The organism is Candidatus Tisiphia endosymbiont of Dascillus cervinus, assembly GCF_964026405.1.
In the GTDB taxonomy this organism is placed as follows: domain Bacteria; phylum Pseudomonadota; class Alphaproteobacteria; order Rickettsiales; family Rickettsiaceae; genus Tisiphia.
Window position 1 is genome coordinate 733,915 of record NZ_OZ032146.1, and the last position, 17,365, is coordinate 751,279.

The following is a 17,365-nucleotide window of genomic DNA, read 5'->3' on the forward strand; positions in this document are numbered from 1 at the left end:
AAATTAGACCTCTCGTTTTATGAAAAATGACCTAAAAATATATAGGACAAACATTGCCACAAACCAGCAGATTAGTGCTTTTCCTGCAGTCATTAAATTAAACTCACCATCAACTATTTGTATAACTAGTAAATATAGACAAGCTACTAAAACAAATGGTATAATGATAAATGCAGCAGGACATTTAAACGGTCTTGTTGCACCCGGCATTTTTATTCTAAATAACATAACTATTATAGCAACTGCCGTATAATCTATTAAAGCTCCCATAGATGATAGCTGAACAAGAATTGCAGTTGGACAAAATCCCCCTAATATAGCAGCAAGGGCAGAAAATAGTAAGATAGTAATATATGGACTATCATATTTAGGATGTAGTTTGGCAAAACTTTTAGGTAGTAACCCATCTCGGGCAATTACATAAAAGATACGAGACGTACCATAAATATTCATCATTAATACTGTGGTCATACCAGCGACAGCACCAGTAGCAACAATGGCAGAACCAATATTACTGTTATTTAGGCTCAGTGCATAAGCAAGTGGTTGATCATTATTAAGTTGATCAAAAGATGCTATGCCAGTAGCCAACCCAGCTATTATAACATATACTATTGTTGAAATTACCAGTGACCCAATAATTCCGATCATTAAATCACGGTTGGGGTTTTTACATTCTTCAGCTGTAGCGGCTATCGTACCAAAACCTGTCATAGCAATAAATAGGATAGACGCACCAACTAGCATATTATTAAAGCCGAAAGGTAAAAAATTCTGCCAATTTGTAGCATTAAAATGTGGTGTAGCATATATGATAAAAGCAAAGATAGCTGCCATTTTTATAAATACTAATATAGCATTGAGTCTTTTACTATCTTTTGTTCCTAAATATAAAATAAAAGAAATAAATACTACAATAAGAAAAGCTGGTAAATTTATCATGCCACCATTGGCGGGTACAGCAGTTAAAGCCTTAGGTAAATATATTCCGCCTGCTGACAATATTGCCTGAACATATCCAGACCAACCGGCTGCAACAGCACCAGCAGCAAAACCAAGTTCTAGTACAATGACGCTACCAATTAACCAAGCAAATATTTCCCCAAAAGCTACGTAAGCATAGGTATATACACTACCCGAAGTAGGTAACATTGTAGCAAGCTCTGTATATGCAAGGGCAACGAATATACATGTTATCCCGGCAATAGCATATGATAGCATGACGGCAGGACCAGAATATGTGGCAGCGACTATACCAGTCATTACAAATACACCTGTGCCTATTATAGCACCAAGCCCTAGTAGCACTAAGTCAAATGCTCCTAGGGTTTTGCTAAGACCACTAGTCTTACCTAGTTCTTTTATTGATTCAAAACTTTTCCTCGTTAAAAAACTCATTAATTCCTCCGATTTTAAATAGTAGAAAACCCTAGAACGGTGTATTACTACAGTTGTAGTATCGTATCACTAGACTATCAGTAGTAAAAACGATGTCACCTCTGCGTAGGTAGGGGGTCTAAAATAACCTGCAAAGGCTATTAGATATTATAGATTCCCGCCTACGCGGGAATGGCATACTAGTGATCCACGTGGGCAAAGCCTCGCAGGGACAACATTGTGAGTAACTACAACTGTAGTGCTAAGATTACTTATTTTATAAAAATAGACTTTTCTGAAATTGGATCTATACAATTTCTCTAGTGATCCATCCCCCACCAAGAACCCGATCATTATCATATATGACACAAGCTTGACCAGGAGTTACAGCTTTCTCTGCAGAGATTAATTTTACTTTAATTTCTGTATTACTTATTTTACTAATCTTGGCAAAGGTAGCAGGACGAGTAGAGCGAATCTTAACTTGCACATCAATTTCCTCTTGTGCAACCATTTTTCTGCCTAGCCAATTAACATCCTTAATAGTAAATTCGGTAGAATCTAATACCGAATCTGGACCAACATATACAATTTTTGTATTAGGGTCAATTCTTACTACATAAAGTGGCTCATGAAAAGCTATTCCAAGCCCACGACGTTGACCTACAGTATAGTTTATTATACCATTATGTGTCCCAAGTTCAAAGCCGTCTACATGAATTATTTTACCTTTCTCATTAGCGTTGGTTCGTATCTTACTAATTACCTTCCTATAATCACCATCTGGCACAAAACAAATATCTTGGCTATCAGGCTTATCTGCGACGCCTAAATTAAATCTAGTAGCAATATTTCTTGTTTGCTCTTTACTTAATTCTCCCAAGGGAAAAGATAGATAATTTAGTTGTTCTAAGGTAGTTGCAAACAAAAAATAGCTTTGATCCTTGGTTATATCAATACCAGTATGTAATTCTGCCCCATCGATACCTTCGATTTTCCGCACGTAATGACCAGTAGCAAGACAGTCTGCCCCTAAATCTTTTGCTACTTTTAATAAGTCTTTAAATTTAACTGACTGATTACATTTTACGCAGGGCAGGGGGGTTTCGCCTTTAATATAGCTATCAGCAAATTCATCAATTACTGATTCTTTAAATTTAGACTCATAGTCTAAGATATAATGCGGAATGTTCAACTTATCTGCTACCATTCTTGCATCGTAAATGTCCTGCCCAGCACAACAGGCATTTCTTTTCTTGGTAGCTATACCGTGATCATATAATTGTAAAGTTATACCAATGACTTTATGGCCTTGTTCATGGAGCATAGCAGCTACTACTGAGCTATCAACCCCACCAGACATTGCAACTACTATCGTAGATGGATTGTTTATTCTATTATTCATTGTATTGCTAGCCTAGCTAACCTGAATTCAATGTAACAAGTTACATCGAATTCAGGGATACATATAGAAACAATCAGGTTTGAAGCGGTTCTTCACCTGATTGTTAAATATTAATTTGCTAAAAACATGATTTTGAAAGATTAAAATTATTAGCTTTAGAAAGGCTTAAAATGCATTTGCAAAACCGCTTTAAGAATGCATTTTTCCTTATAACAAGCCAATTCGGGATAAGAATTAACTAATTCTTATCCCGAATTTAGGTTAGCTAAACGAAACATTACATTATAATAACTTTACAGTTAAATGCAATAGGCTTTTTTGAAATTTTTGGATATTCTAGATTCATAGAATTATAGCTGAAATCTTTTAATAGAATACTCATTTAACGGTTGCCAAAATAAACGATTAAACAATACCACAAATAGAGCCATAATGCCCATACCTAAAACTATTTTATTAAAATCAGCCTTTATTGTCATTTCAGCTATATAACTTCCAATACCGCTTGCTGCTATTTTTCGATCGCCAAAATTAATAATTTCTGCCACGATACTAGCATTCCATGCCCCACCTGATGCAGTTATTGCTCCTGTTATAAAATATGGGGTAATTGCTGGTAACATTACTTTGAACCACCAATTCCAACCACTAACTCTGAAAATTTTTGTGGCATCTTTAAGATCATTGGGAATAGTTGATGCTCCTACTATAACATTAAATAATATATACCATTGAGCTCCCATAATCATCAAAGGACTAAGCCAAATATTAGGGTTTAAATCGTAACGAGTAATAATTATAAAGACAATTGGAAATAATAAGTTTGCTGGAAAAGCTGCAAAAAATTGTGCTAGTGGTTGTACAATAGCTGTTACTCTAGGATTTAGTCCAACATATATACCAATCGGTACCCATATAATTGCCGCAAGAATTATAAGTACTACCACACGTAACATAGTAATTGATGCTAAAACAAATACATTCAATAGCTCAGACCCACCAATATCGTAATGCAAGAAATGATATATGTAATAGGCTGAAAAACATGCTATGCCGCCCAGCATAGTATACCATAAATAATCGCTCCACGAAGGATTATTGGAAAAATTATTTGACGAACTTGAATTTATTTCGCTATAACGATTAAGTATGGGGAGATAAAGTATAAATTTTGCAATATAAGCAATAGGGGAGAATAATTTATGAATAATCAAACTTCTTTGAAATAAATTGAATGCCCAAGAGTGCGGTACATTGTTACCTGCGTTCATTTCATAACGAAATCTATCAGACCATGCCACTAGAGGTCTAAGTAGCAATTGATCATATAATATAATCACCAGTGACATTGACATAATTGCTGAGCTAATTGCATAAAGATTTTTCTGCGTAATTGCTAAAGCAATATATGATCCTATTCCAGGCAAGGTTATATGGGTATTGCCAACTGTGATAACCTCTGAAGCTACTACGAAAAACCACCCACTAGATATTGATACTACAATATTCCAAACTAATCCTGGCACTGCATATGGAACGCTGACCTGCCAAAATTGCCTCCATTTTGACATTCTAAAAATATATGCTGCATCATGCAATTCTTGTGGGATATTCTTAAGCGAATAATAAAAACTAAATGTCATGTTCCAAACTTGCGATGTAAAAATGGCAAATATCGCTGCACATTCAGCTCCCATAATACTTGACGGGAAAAGAGCTAAAAAAACTGTAACTGTAAAAGAAATATATCCAAGAATAGGAAGAGATTGAAGAATATCTAGTAACGGAATTAATATTTGTTCACATTTCTTGCTTTTAACAGCTAGGCTGGCATAAATAAAAGTAAAAATTAATGAGACAATTACTGCAATTAGCATCCTCAAAAGCGTTCTAAGAGAATACTGCAAAAGATTACTATACTCTAGAGTTACTGGTTGTTGCTCTAATACAGCTATTGGTGCTGCCATCTGCTTTAAACCCCAAGCAATAAAGATAAGGATGCTAGCGATTATCAAAAATGTTAACAAGTTGAAGATAAAATTGGACTGAGTTTTTTTTGAATATTTTATAAAATATCTCATTGAATTTAACCTTAACTTAAGTAGCTTCTACATAATTCCTACTCGCTATAAACTGCCATGAATTGTAGCCTTCAGAAAAAAACTTGATTATCGAATTAAACATTTTTGAGTTAACTATATCTAAATCAGAATTTGTTATCACTTCTTGCCATGGTACTATACAAGCCATCTTCTTTCTTAATTATATCATACTCTCTTTGAGCTATTGAATCGATGAAGTAGACATTACCTGATATACCAGTATACGGAGTTTTGCCATTAATAGCTGCTAAAAATCGTTCTTCGCTAAAGTTGCTACCTATATATTTTGATGTTATCCTTCCTAGATCATAAGCTACAGTATGCATGAAAGACAAATGATTAATACCTATATTCTTAGCCCTTTCTATTATATTACTATTAACAATATTCAATGAACCAGTGTAGATAATATCTACCGGTTCAGAACGATCAATATCAATTCTGTTATCACCTATTATAACTGCTTTCTTATCTAAATTATGCTTATGAATACTATCAAAAAGCAAATCTAAATTTTTACTATCATCTGACAGATAAATTACAGGTTTAGTTGCCGTATCCTCCATTTCATTTAAATTATCAACACTATTTGAGACAGTTAAAACCGCCTTTTCTATTGATTCCGGTATATTAGCATAAAATTCACTCCGCACTAAGGTAGAATTTTTTTGAATTAGTATATTTTGGATAAGTTGGTTTATAGCTTGTGCATGACTACCTGAAGGTAAAAGTGCAATGAAATTTTTATAATCATTATCGGCAAAGTAATTAATTATTTTTGTGAGCTGCTTTGACGGAGCATGACCAAATACAAAAAGTTTTTTGTCTGCCAATACAGGATTATTAGACATGGTAATGATAATAATATCATGTGCTTTAGCTTTATTGGCAATTATAGAAGTAAGATTTGAATATAATGGTCCGAGAATAATTTTTGTTTTACGTAGTAGTATTTTATCCATTGCAGCAAGTACCTGCTTTTCATTAGAACCATCATAAGAAGTAACATGAACATAAGTTTTTAAGCCATCTTCTAGACCCATTTTAATTAATTGGTTGTATTGCTTACCTAATGTAGAATGTTCTCCTGTTAGGGGCATTAAAATAGCCACTTCTAGAGTTTCCTGAGCAACTTCTTTTGACCTAGGAACAACAGTCTCCTTATTAGATTGGCAAGAAAATAAAGAGACAAGACATATGAATGATAAGGTAGCCTTTAAAAATTTTTGTACATAAGTCAATCTAGCTGGTGATTTTGTCGTCGGAACTTGCCCTAGTACCTTACGTACATTTGAGTACGCAGCTTGACTTGACTTCATTTCTCCTAAAAATCTTTCAACTATCTTTGACTTATGCAGGAAGTCTTTTATACTGCTCATAATGCTTACTTATAGGATTAAATTATGATCTTTAAACCAGGGCTATACATTGTCTCAACACCTATTGGTAACCTAGATGATATAACACTCCGGGCTTTAGAAACGTTAAAAAATTCCACAATTATACTGTGTGAGGATACTAGAATATCAAGAAAATTACTAGCAAAACATAATATAAAGACTAAGTTACAAGTATATAATGATCATAGTGATTATCAAGAAAGAGAATTTATCCGCACATTAATTGATAATGGAGCAATAGTTAGCCTAATATCCGATGCTGGAACACCGTTAATTGCTGATCCTGGTTATAAACTAGTAAGGGATTTAAGGAAACTGAATTATCACATAGATGTAGTGCCGGGCGTTTCGGCATTAACTACCTCTATAACCATTTCTGGATTACCATCAGATCGCTTTTTATTTGCTGGATTCTTACCAAAAACTACAGAAGGTAAAAAGAAGATTTTTACAGAATTATCTAATATAAAAGCAACTTTGATTTTTTTTGAAACTGCTAGCAGAATAGAACAATCGCTACATACAGCTTTTACTGTTTTTGGTAATAGGGAGGTATGTGTAGCACGAGAACTTACTAAATTTTATCAAGAAGTAAAGTCTGGGTTAATAGAAGATGTGCTAAATTTCTATAACTCGAATATTATCAAGGGCGAAATAGTACTGCTAATTTCTAGTGCTTCTGAACCTCATAAAGCTCTTCTTGCAGATGACTTAAAAAAATTTATAGATTTATACTTATCTAAAGGATGGAGTGCAAAAAGTGTCACAGATATAGCTAATGAAAATTTTGGAAGAAGCTACAGCAAAAAAGAAATATATTCTATAGTTAATAAAATCAAGAATTCAAGTGATTAATAACACTTAGATAGAACCACTTGGGAATTAGGACAGGAGATAAGAAATATATTAGTATTGTCGGTATCATATATAAAATTGCTATGCCATTAATATATAAAATAATTCCTTATAAAGGAGCATGTACGGCAGACGATCAAATTGCAGTAATATCGAAATTTATAGAGGAATTTGGTAAGGAAAAGATAGAGGGAATATTAGGAGATAGGGAATTTGATAATGAGAAATTAATTACCTATCTTCACAATAAAAATATTAATTATGCATTAAGGGTGAGAAGGACAAATAGAATAGTTAATAAACAAGGTCAATGGATTAGGATCGATAGCATGAAAGAAATAAAGATAAGCAATTTTTTGATTCCTTAATCATAAAATTGTTTAAGTTACACTTTGTGCAACCAACCCAACCTTTTTGTCCAGTAGTGTGACACATATACGCTCCGCTTGCTCACCATTCATTTTCAAATCCAATTCTTCAAATCATTTGAGTATAGTACGTGAGTACCGCAGATATTGGATAATGACGACGCAATTCTTGATTTTCATCGAGTATATCGTCTACCAACTCTTCATTTACGAGCAGTATACACCTTCTCTACACGTCATATATGGGCTTCGTCCATATATGACGCTGTGGTATAGGTATTTGTAAACTTTCAACAGTTGTGCTTCGCATACACAGACGATTGTTATAGAGCAAAAGCAAATTTTGACAACAAAATTACCAAAAAAATCAGTTCGTAACACTCCCATTTCTTGCAGTACATATAAGCACATTACCATCAACTTGCACTATGCGGAGTATATCTCCTTTATGTACTGATTTTATAGTATCTTTGCTGAGTTTAGCATTCATAATAGTTCCTGACCACAATACCTGTCCTGTTTCCCCTACTAGAAGTTTATTGCTGTATACCACTACTTCCTTACCAACCATATCAGAATATTCGTACTTATCATATTTCTTGTAAACATAAAATTTTAGCGGATACCATAAGGTAATCAGCCACATAAAAGAAGCAAAGCCAAAAATTATATACTGGTATTTTAAAAGACCCGGGTAATTGTTTAATATTATTGCAGTAGATACTCCACCTAGACCCAAAAATAAAAAACCAACATTTGGAATGTTAGCAAATTCTATAATTATACAAATAACGCCAGCGATCAGCCACCATTCTACTATTGAAATTTCAGATAGGATCATAGGATACCTTCTATAGATAAATGATTTCACCGAATTTGGGATAAGAATTGACAAATTCTTATCCCGAATTCGCGTACATCAAACCTCAATTTTGGATTAAAATTTTTAATTTTAATCCAAAACTGGCTATAATATCAGAAAAATGCATTCTTGAAGCACTTCTACGAATGCATTTTAATCTATTATCGCTAATAATCTTATTTTTATTGGTATAAAAATAAGATTATTAGCAAATGAAATATTTAACAATCAGGCGTCAAACCGCTTTAAGCCTGATTGTTTACTTTCTCATTCCAATTTCGGATTAATGAAATTAATCCGAAATTGAGGTATCAAGGGAGAATTTAGTCATGAACAAATGTCTTTAAAAACATTATAACATTAGCTATATCTTGAGGTTTATTTAAACCAGCAAAAGTCATCTTTGTACCAGGTATATATTGACTAGGTTTATGCAAAAAATGAAATAAACTTTCTTCATTCCAAATTCCCCCTTTGCTGGATAAAGCACTTGAATATTTATAATTCTCTGCTTTAGCTTTTTCTGCCCCAACGATATTCCATAGATGTGGTCCAACCTTATTAGCTTTATTCTTATCAAGAGAATGGCACATTAGGCATTTTTTTGCTATCTCCCTTCCTGCTTCAGCATTAGCAGTTTTCATCAATTCTTCTATATTCACTGGTGCTTCTATAGTAGCTTTAGCGTCAAGGTCACTATGAGAATCTTCTGTTACTTCTACACTATAACCTCGAGATTCAGGATGTAAAACAGGCTTATACAAAATATTTGTTATAAACCCTACCATCATTGCAATTAAACTGGCTAACAAAATAGAAGCGGCAATTTTATTTAACTCTATTCCAGACATATTTAGGTCGTCTCCGTAGAGAGAATATGTATTATCTTAGAACCATTTTTATATTGGAGCGGGTGAAGGGATTCGAACCCTCGACTTCGACCTTGGCAAGGTAGTGCTCTACCCCTGAGCTACACCCGCTTTTAAAAGGCTCACTTATATAAAAACAACTCATGAATATAAGGAAATACTGTAAAAAGATCAAGAAGAAATAACATCAAAAGAAATTTAATTTTAATCGTAGATACTTTTAATTAGGTATCCTATAGAAATGTAGAAAATCCTTGCTTAAAATAACTAAATCCACTAGAAATTATTACTTTTATCATGGAGCAAATATATGGGGCAAAAAAATAATCCTAATAACACTTTACTAGAAAAGCAAATAAATAATATTAATTATGATGATTTCCCTTATGAAAGTTTTCCTTTTATTTATACAAGACCGGAACATTTAAGAACTATTGGTCTATTATTTAACATGAAACCTCCTGCTATAGATACTGCTAGGATACTTGATATTGGTTGTGCTGAAGGTGGCAATATGATTGATTTTGCTGAAAGTTACCCAAAATCTTATTCTTTAGGAATTGATTTGTCAAAGGTCCAAATTGTTAATGGCATGGAAATAATTAAGAGTTTAGGTCTTAAAAATATTGAACTAAAACACTTATCTATACTAAATCTTGATGAGTCAGTTGGTAAGTTTGATTATATAATTTGCCATGGAGTAATCTCGTGGGTGTCTACTATAGTTAAGGACAAGATTTTTGAAATTTGCAATAAATTATTAAACCCTAACGGTATTGTCTTTATTAGTTATAATACTCTACCAGGCTGGAATATGCAAAAAACTATCAGAGATATGATGATGTTTCACAGTAGCACCTTTACTGACAACCATAGTAAAATACAACAAGCTAAATTATTATTAGATTTTGTTACTGATTCTTTAGAAGGTTCAGATAATTCTTATTCTAAATTCTTACAACACGAAACTAAACTTCTTAAAACTACAAATGATTCATATTTACTACATGAATATCTTGGAGAAGAAAATACAGCTTTTTATTTCAATGAATTTATAAGTACAGCTAGAAAACATAATTTAAATTACCTTGGGGATTCTACACTTTCTGCGATGTTTGTCGGTAATTTACCTGCCAAGGCTGCAGAGCAATTACAAGCGATAAATGATATTGTTAGAACCGAACAATATATGGATTTTATCACTAATCGTAAATTTAGGACTACTTTATTATGCCACAATAATGTCTCTATAAATAGGACAATTGAACCAAGTAAGTTAAGTGATTTTTATACTACTTTTAATATTATACCAGTCATGTCTGAAAACGAAGTGGATATGAATAATACAGTAGAAAGTTTGGGATTTCATTATAATAATTCAGAATCCCCTAATATTTCGACGTCCTCTCCTATAATAAAGGCAGTTTTCTATGTTTATGCTGATAATATTGGTAATCCTTTGACTTTGGATCAAATTTGTAAATTGGCTATGAAAAAATTAGAAAAATTACAGCTTAAAGATATTAGAGAAGAATTAGATTCTGTAATTATAAAACTAGTGTTACAAGGGTACGTACAAATATTTGCAACAAGACCTCAGTCAATATATGACATTTCGTCCAAACCAAAAGTAAGCGATTTAGCAAGATATCAAGCCCAAAAATTAGACTCAACTAATTTGTTTGTGACAAATCGAGTTAATGCTGTTGTTTCATTGCAATTACATGAAAAACATATTATTGAACTATTAGATGGACACAACTCTATACAACAGATTGAAGAAAAAATATTTGAAAAATTTGCTGCTGGAGTATTAGTGGCATCTAATGAAAATGGTAAGATAAGTGACGAAAACCTTTTAAAGCCATTTATTAGTCATTATGTAGATGTTTGCTTGCAAAAATGCAAAAGAACTTATTTATTAATTGGGTAAAATGATGTTAGTTGAAAAAATTAAGACCAAAGTTGGTCATGAAGAGATAAATGTGATTATCGAGATTCCAATGCAAGATAGTCCTATAAAATATGAGATGGATAAGGAATCAGGAGCAATATTTGTTGATAGGTTTATGCAAACCGCTATGTTTTACCCATGTAATTATGGGTTTATTCCGCACACCTTATCAGAGGATGGAGACCCGGTAGATGTATTGGTTGTATCACATTATCCTGTCATACCTAGCTCTGTGATTAGGTCACGCCCTATTGGTGTTTTAATGATGGAAGATGAATCTGGATTGGATGAAAAAATTATCGCTGTGCCTAGCTCTAAGCTAGATATTACTTTTGATTCAATAAAAGATTTAGATGATCTTTGCCCGATGTTGAAACAACGTATAGTACATTTTTTTGAACATTATAAAAATCTAGAGAAAGGTAAGTGGGTGAAGGTAACTGGCTGGGAAAATGCTCAAAAAGCTAAGGAGTTGATTAATGAAGGTATATTAAGGGTATCTACTAAGATAGAAAATCAATAATTGGCATTTGCTTTATGACCGAAAACGATAAGGTGAAGAACAGTGCTTACATGATATCGAGGCAGCTTAAATGAAAGGCGAAGGATATACATTATTTCGTTCTGGAATTATAGTATCTGTCTTTACTTTAATCTCCCGTATATTTGGTTTGGCTCGCGAATTATTCATTGCTTCATTATTTGGTGCTGGTAATATTGCTGATAGTGTTAATGTTGCTTTTAAATTACCCAACCTATTTAGGCGTATTTTTGGGGAAGGGGCTCTTTCAGTCGTTTTTGTACCTATTTTTAATACAAAACTCATAGAATCTCGAGAAGCAGCACGCCATTTCACTGGAATTATCTTTACTATTTTACTTATTATTTTAGTAAGTGTAGTAGTGTTAATGCAGGTTTTCATGCCATCATTAATGTTCATCATTGCTCCTGGTTTTCATGAAGATATAGACAAGTTTAATTTGACAGTTATTTTGTGTCGCATTACCATGCCATATTTAATTTTTATCTCGGTAAGTGCTTTACTAGGGGGAATTTTAAATTCAGTAAAAAGATTTGCAGCTTTTGCTTTTTCTCCGATCATTTTAAGTATTACTGTTATAATTACAACAGTAATATTACAAGAACATATATCTACTCCTATATCGATTAGTTTATCTTTGTTGATTGCTGGGTTATTACAAATTATCTTTATGTTTTTTTGTGTAATTAGGGTTGGTTTATCATTCCCACTAGTTTTTGACCCATGTAATAAAGATGTAAAAAAGTTTTTGTTTGGTATGGGTCCAGCGACTATTAGCTCTGGATTTCAGCAACTTAACTTATTTATCTCGCAATCAATAGCTAGCTTCATCGAAGGGACAATTTCAATATTATCCTATGCAGATAGAATATACCAATTTCCTTTATCTATAATAGGGGTAACTTTTGGTACGATATTATTACCAGAATTATCAAAAACATACCAAATGAATGATTTAGAAAAAGCGGCAAGGATTCAAAATAATGCTATTAAAGTTGGACTTTTATTATCTTTGCCAGCTGCGTTCGGTATTATCGCTTTATCAGAATCAATCATTCATGTAATATATGAGCGTGGAGCTTTTACTTATGCTGATACAATTAAAACTGCTGAAGCTATTTCCGGTTTTGCCCTTGGTTTACCAGCTTTTATACTTGCCAAAATTTTGATGCCTATATTTTATGCTAATAGTGATACGAAAACTCCTTTAAAAATAACATTATATTCTCTTACTGTGAATACTATATTAAATATCGTTCTGATGAAACCATTTGGTCATCTTGGTATCGCTCTTGGCTGCTCTATTACCGCTTGGTATAATGTTTGGTTGTTATATATATATACAAAGAAATATGGTCATTCTTTCATTGATTCAAAATTATACTCTTTTTGTGGCAAGATTTTATTCAGCTGCGTAATAATGGTACTAGTAATTTGGGTGATTAAGCACTATTGTTCCGAATATTATTATTCCGAATTATTATTAGTAAAAACTTTTATGCTTGCAGCCACAATTTTAGCTGGAGCGATAACGTTTTTTCTAATGGTTTATTATTTTAAACTTTATCCAAAATAATTTAACCTTAGTTCTATGTAAGACATAGGTTAAATCGCTTCGGTGTCATTCCTACGAAAGCGGGGGGCTTTGCAAACGTGGATCAAAAACACCAACTATACAAGAATTATGCTCAATCTACTAACTCGTTACATCGATATTTGAGGTTAATTTATTAATGATGAAAACTGAATCTAATTATCAAGATTTTTTGAAAACTATAGCCATAATAACCATGATGATAGATCATTTAGGGTTATACTTTTTCCCTGAATATGAAATAATGCGGGTTATCGGTCGTATTAGTATGCCGATTTTCTGCTTTTTTGTTGGCTATAATTTTCATAAAAAACCAAAAATTAAAATCCTTGTAGTCGGGGTTCTACTACATATTTTTACTACCATATTATTTAAGCAGTTCACCACAACTAACATACTTATTCCTATTTTTCTAGGTCAATGCTATCTTTATTGTTTTCAAAATAGCCTAAATAATTTTTTCTATAAGGGTTATTCTCACGTTGTCTTCCTTGGGACTCTTTGGTTCTGCACTTGGTTTTTGGTTGATTATGGTACCATAGGTTTAGCTATCATGTTACTTGGCTATATAGCTAAACATGATCTAGGTAATCTTAGGCTTGCCCTTGCAATATCTATGATTTTGACTGTACTGCATACCATTGCTGTTTTTCCCTTGTCGTATATCTATGTACTTATAGTAGTTATATTTGGAGTTTTGCAATATATATTTATGGTTGCAAGAAATTTTGAGCAAAAAATTACTATAAATTTACGGATTATAAGCCATAATGCTTTATATATCTATGCTATACATCTAGCAATTTTACAATTTTTATTTTTCAAATTCTACTTACAGAATTGATAAATCAGTGAATAAACTGTGCTAAAATATCTATGTTTCAAAGAAAAATATAGAATCTACACATAATTGTCTTATCCCTTGTTGACAATTATTAAGAAAAAGAGTAACATACTTGCTTGAGTTTAATAATTAACTCTTTAATAGCATGAAAACCTTGTATCTGTCAATTTATTTGGTTTAATTTCTACGGAAGAGTTGTGAATTAAGTTCGAATAAGTAACTCTATACTAAAAGGTTTTTATGGCTACTAAAATAGGTAAGGTTAAATGGTTTAATACAACCAAAGGTTTCGGTTTCATCCAGCCAGACGATGGGGGTAGTGACGTTTTTGTTCACATCTCGGCTGTAGAGCGTGCCGGTATCCGTAATCTTAATGAAGGTCAAAGTGTTGGCTTTGATCTAGAAGATAATAAGGGGAAAATTTCTGCTGTTAATCTACAAATAAAATAATATTTATTTAAAACTACAAGCAACTACTCAAAATTTATGAGTGGTTATTAAACTAGTGAATTTTGGGTAGTATCATCTTTTTATACACTTCATGGATTATTTTTTGTAATTCAGTGTTTCACTGTAAGTTAAAGTTATAATTTTGTTGGGTCATGTGAGTATATTTTGTTACATCATAATATAATAGTTTTTTACTACACAATTAATTGACAACTCACATTATAACGTAAGAACTTAATCATACACTTATTCTTTTAAAGTATAGAATATATGTTTACTCAAATGCTTTGACTAACCTGAATTCGATGTAAGACATTGGTTTAATAGCCTAGGGTGTCTCAATTTTGGATAAGAATTAACTAATTCTTATTAAAAAATCGTCTATTAGCGAAGTGCCGTTAGGCACTGTGGCAATCTTCATGAAGTATAAGGTCTCCTTCACAAGATTGCCACATCGTACCCCAATTCGGGATAAGAATTAGTTAATTCTTATCCCGAATTTGCGTGTCGCTGCTTGCAGCGGTTTCTCGCTAATAGACGGTTAAAATCCCGAATTGGGGTAAAGCATTTGAGCATTTTTAATTTAAGATAAATAATATTGGACTTATATAATGAAAAGTTTTAATTTACCAAATGAAGTGATTATATCACTTGAACGCATGAACATAACCTCTCCAACGGAAATTCAAAGAAAGGCCATACCGGTTGCTATGCAAGGTAATGATGTTCTAGCTTCTAGTCAAACTGGTTCGGGTAAGACCCTTGCCTATTTGCTACCAATAATCAATTCTTTTATACAGACTAAATCAATGTCTTTGGTACTTGTTCCAACTCGGGAATTAGCTACTCAAGTGCGTGATACTTTAACTAAGGTAACTACTCAAATAAAACTTCCTAGTGCGGTTTTGATAGGCGGTGAACCAATGCATAAACAATTTACACAACTAAAAGTAAATCCTAAAGTTATAATTGGCACACCAGGTCGTATCATAGATCATTTACTTCGTGGTACTTTAAAATTAAATACTATCCAACTGGTAGTACTTGATGAAATGGACAGAATGCTTGATATGGGTATGAAAGAACAATTAGAAGAGATAAATAAATATATACCTGCAAAACGCCAGGTTTTAATGTTTTCAGCTACTATGCCAAAACATATTATTGCATTATCGCAAAAATACGTGGTTAATCCTCATCGTATTACTGTTGGATCAACTACTAAGGCTGCATCTCAAATAAAACAAGAAACTTTGCGTGTTTCTGATAAAGAGAAATTTCCTGAGCTTATAAAGCAATTAAATGAACGTGATGGTTCTATAATTATTTTTGTAAAAACTAAGCGTGGTGCTGATCAGCTTGCAAAAATGTTGAAATTTGAAGATCACAAAGCTGAAGCTATACATGGTGATTTAACACAAGGTAGACGTGATCGTGTAATTTCATCATTTCGCTCTTCTCGTCATAGGATCATGGTGGCAACAGATGTTGCAGCTCGTGGCTTAGATATACCTCATACACAGCATGTTATTAATTATGACTTACCAATGGCTCCAGAAGATTATTTGCATAGAATAGGTAGAACTGGTAGAGCTGGTCTCTCAGGTTGTGCATTATCATTCATTTCGCCAGAAGATAATATCAGATGGAAAGCTATTGACCGCCTAATAAATCAAGGTGAAACTACTTCAAGAGCAGATATGAGGGAAAGTAAGAATCGCAGAAAACCATTTAATGGTCATAATGGCAAAAAAAGTTATTTTCCTCGTAATAATAATGATAGGAAACCTTATGCTGGTCCTGCTAGAAATAATAAAGCATTCTAATATACTCAGGTAGAACTTCAAGAATTAAGGTCGTCGTGTCTAAAGCACAACTATTGAAAGTTAAAAAACCGTCTATTAGCGAAGTACTGTTGTAAGGCTTAAACAATAGTACCCTACATTTTTCTATAATCGTCATAGCAAGGCTCTTTAGATGTCGTGGCGATCTAGGTAAACAACGAAGCTGTTTTTTTAGAGTAACGCTTCGCGTATCCTGGATTGCCGTGTCGCCGCTTCCAGCGACTCCTCACTAATAGACGATCAGCAGCTATTTTAATAGTGGTTATATAAAAAATGTAGGGTACTATGGTTAATACCTCTCAACTATCGAAACCAATTTTTTAAATCATTTGAGTATATGAAGAGTTGGGTAGACGATAGTATAACTTCAAGAAGATCTAGGCAGTAGCAAAGTCGAGCTGCTAGGCGTACATTAGTACGTGAGCAGCTTCGATCTTTGGTCGCGGGAACGCCAATTCTTGAAGTTCTACCTGAGTATACTTATTTACCCAAAGTTTTCTGAGATTGGGAATATGCTTGTTGTTCAATGCTTGCAACCCTTGATATAGCCTGTTGTTTGATACCAAGATCTACTACATGCTCATATCTCATTCCATTATCTAACAGGATATGACCAAGTTTATTTACTAACTCTACATCCTTTTTAGAGAATTTACTAATAATTAATTCTGTAATTTCATATAAAAACTTCCAAGATAGCTCGACTCTATCATTGAGTGAGAGGTTCTTTTTATTATTTTCTTTATTAAATGGTTCTGCATTATTAGGATCATCAACAAGCGTTCTAACCGATGTTTTCTTGCTTTTTTTATAAATAAAGAATGTGACAAACACTAGAAATAAACCTACTACAGCGATTATCAAATTAGTATTTTGCATAAAACCCTCCAAATATATCTT

15 protein-coding genes and 1 tRNA gene are annotated in these 17,365 nt (G+C 32.9%); 8 read left to right on the top strand and 8 right to left on the bottom strand.

What is annotated here, in order from left to right; translation table 11 throughout:
• Window positions 1-3 precede the first annotated feature (3 nt).
• From AAGD19_RS03705 to AAGD19_RS03720, 4 genes are all read right to left on the bottom strand, one after another.
• Window positions 4-1,398 carry an amino acid permease gene (locus AAGD19_RS03705; protein WP_341748390.1) on the bottom strand — a complete coding sequence of 465 codons (1,395 nt, stop codon included), beginning with the start codon at window positions 1,396-1,398 and terminating at the stop codon, window positions 4-6.
• Window positions 1,399-1,684: 286 nt separating this feature from the next.
• Window positions 1,685-2,782, bottom strand: a complete 1,098-nt coding sequence (gene mnmA / locus AAGD19_RS03710) for a tRNA 2-thiouridine(34) synthase MnmA (protein WP_341748391.1) — start codon at window positions 2,780-2,782, stop codon at window positions 1,685-1,687.
• Between the two features lie 350 nt (window positions 2,783-3,132).
• A complete protein-coding gene (locus tag AAGD19_RS03715; RefSeq protein ID WP_341748392.1) occupies window positions 3,133-4,749 on the bottom strand; it encodes an ABC transporter permease in 1,617 nt (538 codons plus the stop codon).
• 239 nt (window positions 4,750-4,988) lie between these two features.
• Window positions 4,989-6,125 (bottom strand): penicillin-binding protein activator, encoded by a 1,137-nt coding sequence (locus AAGD19_RS03720; RefSeq protein WP_341748444.1) that lies wholly within the window; start codon window positions 6,123-6,125, stop codon window positions 4,989-4,991.
• Between the two features lie 162 nt (window positions 6,126-6,287).
• On the opposite strand from AAGD19_RS03720, the gene rsmI reads away from it, so the two are divergent.
• Entirely contained in the window at window positions 6,288-7,139 is an 852-nt protein-coding gene (gene rsmI, locus AAGD19_RS03725) for a 16S rRNA (cytidine(1402)-2'-O)-methyltransferase (protein ID WP_341748393.1), read from the top strand.
• Window positions 7,140-7,159: 20 nt separating this feature from the next.
• Window positions 7,160-7,507 (top strand): hypothetical protein, encoded by a 348-nt coding sequence (locus AAGD19_RS03730; protein ID WP_341748394.1) that lies wholly within the window; start codon window positions 7,160-7,162, stop codon window positions 7,505-7,507.
• A 367-nt stretch (window positions 7,508-7,874) separates the two neighbouring features.
• Here the strand turns inward: AAGD19_RS03730 and AAGD19_RS03735 are convergent, their stop codons facing one another.
• The 3 genes from AAGD19_RS03735 to AAGD19_RS03745 all read right to left on the bottom strand — a co-directional run bounded on the left by AAGD19_RS03735 (window position 7,875) and on the right by AAGD19_RS03745 (window position 9,349).
• Window positions 7,875-8,348: an NfeD family protein gene (locus AAGD19_RS03735; protein ID WP_341748395.1), complete on the bottom strand. Its 474-nt coding sequence runs from the start codon at window positions 8,346-8,348 to the stop codon at window positions 7,875-7,877.
• 344 nt (window positions 8,349-8,692) lie between these two features.
• A complete protein-coding gene (locus AAGD19_RS03740; protein WP_341748396.1) occupies window positions 8,693-9,220 on the bottom strand; it encodes a cytochrome c family protein in 528 nt (175 codons plus the stop codon).
• A gap of 54 nt (window positions 9,221-9,274) precedes the next feature.
• A tRNA-Gly gene (locus AAGD19_RS03745) sits at window positions 9,275-9,349 on the bottom strand.
• 199 nt (window positions 9,350-9,548) lie between these two features.
• On the opposite strand from AAGD19_RS03745, the gene AAGD19_RS03750 reads away from it, so the two are divergent.
• The 6 genes from AAGD19_RS03750 (at window position 9,549) to AAGD19_RS03775 (ending at window position 16,447) form a co-directional block, all read left to right on the top strand.
• Window positions 9,549-11,171 (top strand): class I SAM-dependent methyltransferase, encoded by a 1,623-nt coding sequence (locus AAGD19_RS03750; protein WP_341748397.1) that lies wholly within the window; start codon window positions 9,549-9,551, stop codon window positions 11,169-11,171.
• A gap of 4 nt (window positions 11,172-11,175) precedes the next feature.
• Window positions 11,176-11,715 carry an inorganic diphosphatase gene (gene ppa / locus AAGD19_RS03755; protein ID WP_341748398.1) on the top strand — a complete coding sequence of 180 codons (540 nt, stop codon included), beginning with the start codon at window positions 11,176-11,178 and terminating at the stop codon, window positions 11,713-11,715.
• Window positions 11,716-11,785: 70 nt separating this feature from the next.
• Entirely contained in the window at window positions 11,786-13,309 is a 1,524-nt protein-coding gene (gene murJ, locus AAGD19_RS03760; protein ID WP_341748399.1) for a murein biosynthesis integral membrane protein MurJ, read from the top strand.
• Window positions 13,310-13,469: 160 nt separating this feature from the next.
• A complete protein-coding gene (locus AAGD19_RS03765; protein WP_341748400.1) occupies window positions 13,470-14,171 on the top strand; it encodes a TraX family protein in 702 nt (233 codons plus the stop codon).
• 240 nt (window positions 14,172-14,411) lie between these two features.
• Window positions 14,412-14,621 carry a cold-shock protein gene (locus tag AAGD19_RS03770; RefSeq protein WP_341747204.1) on the top strand — a complete coding sequence of 70 codons (210 nt, stop codon included), beginning with the start codon at window positions 14,412-14,414 and terminating at the stop codon, window positions 14,619-14,621.
• Between the two features lie 611 nt (window positions 14,622-15,232).
• Complete coding sequence (locus tag AAGD19_RS03775; protein WP_341747205.1) at window positions 15,233-16,447, top strand: DEAD/DEAH box helicase; 1,215 nt, start codon at window positions 15,233-15,235, stop codon at window positions 16,445-16,447.
• A gap of 498 nt (window positions 16,448-16,945) precedes the next feature.
• Here AAGD19_RS03775 and AAGD19_RS03780 read toward each other — a convergent pair whose 3' ends face one another.
• Complete coding sequence (locus AAGD19_RS03780) at window positions 16,946-17,344, bottom strand: DUF2660 domain-containing protein (RefSeq protein WP_341747206.1); 399 nt, start codon at window positions 17,342-17,344, stop codon at window positions 16,946-16,948.
• Window positions 17,345-17,365: the final 21 nt, after the last annotated feature.

Bases quoted from the DNA above. Each gene is read 5' to 3' on its own strand.
- AAGD19_RS03775 (WP_341747205.1), top strand. From the start codon at position 15,233: ATGAAAAGTTTTAATTTACCAAATGAAGTGATTATATCACTTGAACGC.
- AAGD19_RS03750 (WP_341748397.1), top strand. From the start codon at position 9,549: ATGGGGCAAAAAAATAATCCTAATAACACTTTACTAGAAAAGCAAATA.
- ppa (WP_341748398.1), top strand. From the start codon at position 11,176: ATGTTAGTTGAAAAAATTAAGACCAAAGTTGGTCATGAAGAGATAAAT.
- AAGD19_RS03740 (WP_341748396.1), bottom strand. From the start codon at position 9,220: ATGTCTGGAATAGAGTTAAATAAAATTGCCGCTTCTATTTTGTTAGCC.
- murJ (WP_341748399.1), top strand. From the start codon at position 11,786: ATGAAAGGCGAAGGATATACATTATTTCGTTCTGGAATTATAGTATCT.
- AAGD19_RS03780 (WP_341747206.1), bottom strand. From the start codon at position 17,344: ATGCAAAATACTAATTTGATAATCGCTGTAGTAGGTTTATTTCTAGTG.
- mnmA (WP_341748391.1), bottom strand. From the start codon at position 2,782: ATGAATAATAGAATAAACAATCCATCTACGATAGTAGTTGCAATGTCT.
- AAGD19_RS03735 (WP_341748395.1), bottom strand. From the start codon at position 8,348: ATGATCCTATCTGAAATTTCAATAGTAGAATGGTGGCTGATCGCTGGC.
- AAGD19_RS03765 (WP_341748400.1), top strand. From the start codon at position 13,470: ATGAAAACTGAATCTAATTATCAAGATTTTTTGAAAACTATAGCCATA.
- AAGD19_RS03715 (WP_341748392.1), bottom strand. From the start codon at position 4,749: ATGGCAGCACCAATAGCTGTATTAGAGCAACAACCAGTAACTCTAGAG.
- rsmI (WP_341748393.1), top strand. From the start codon at position 6,288: ATGATCTTTAAACCAGGGCTATACATTGTCTCAACACCTATTGGTAAC.
- AAGD19_RS03770 (WP_341747204.1), top strand. From the start codon at position 14,412: ATGGCTACTAAAATAGGTAAGGTTAAATGGTTTAATACAACCAAAGGT.
- AAGD19_RS03705 (WP_341748390.1), bottom strand. From the start codon at position 1,398: ATGAGTTTTTTAACGAGGAAAAGTTTTGAATCAATAAAAGAACTAGGT.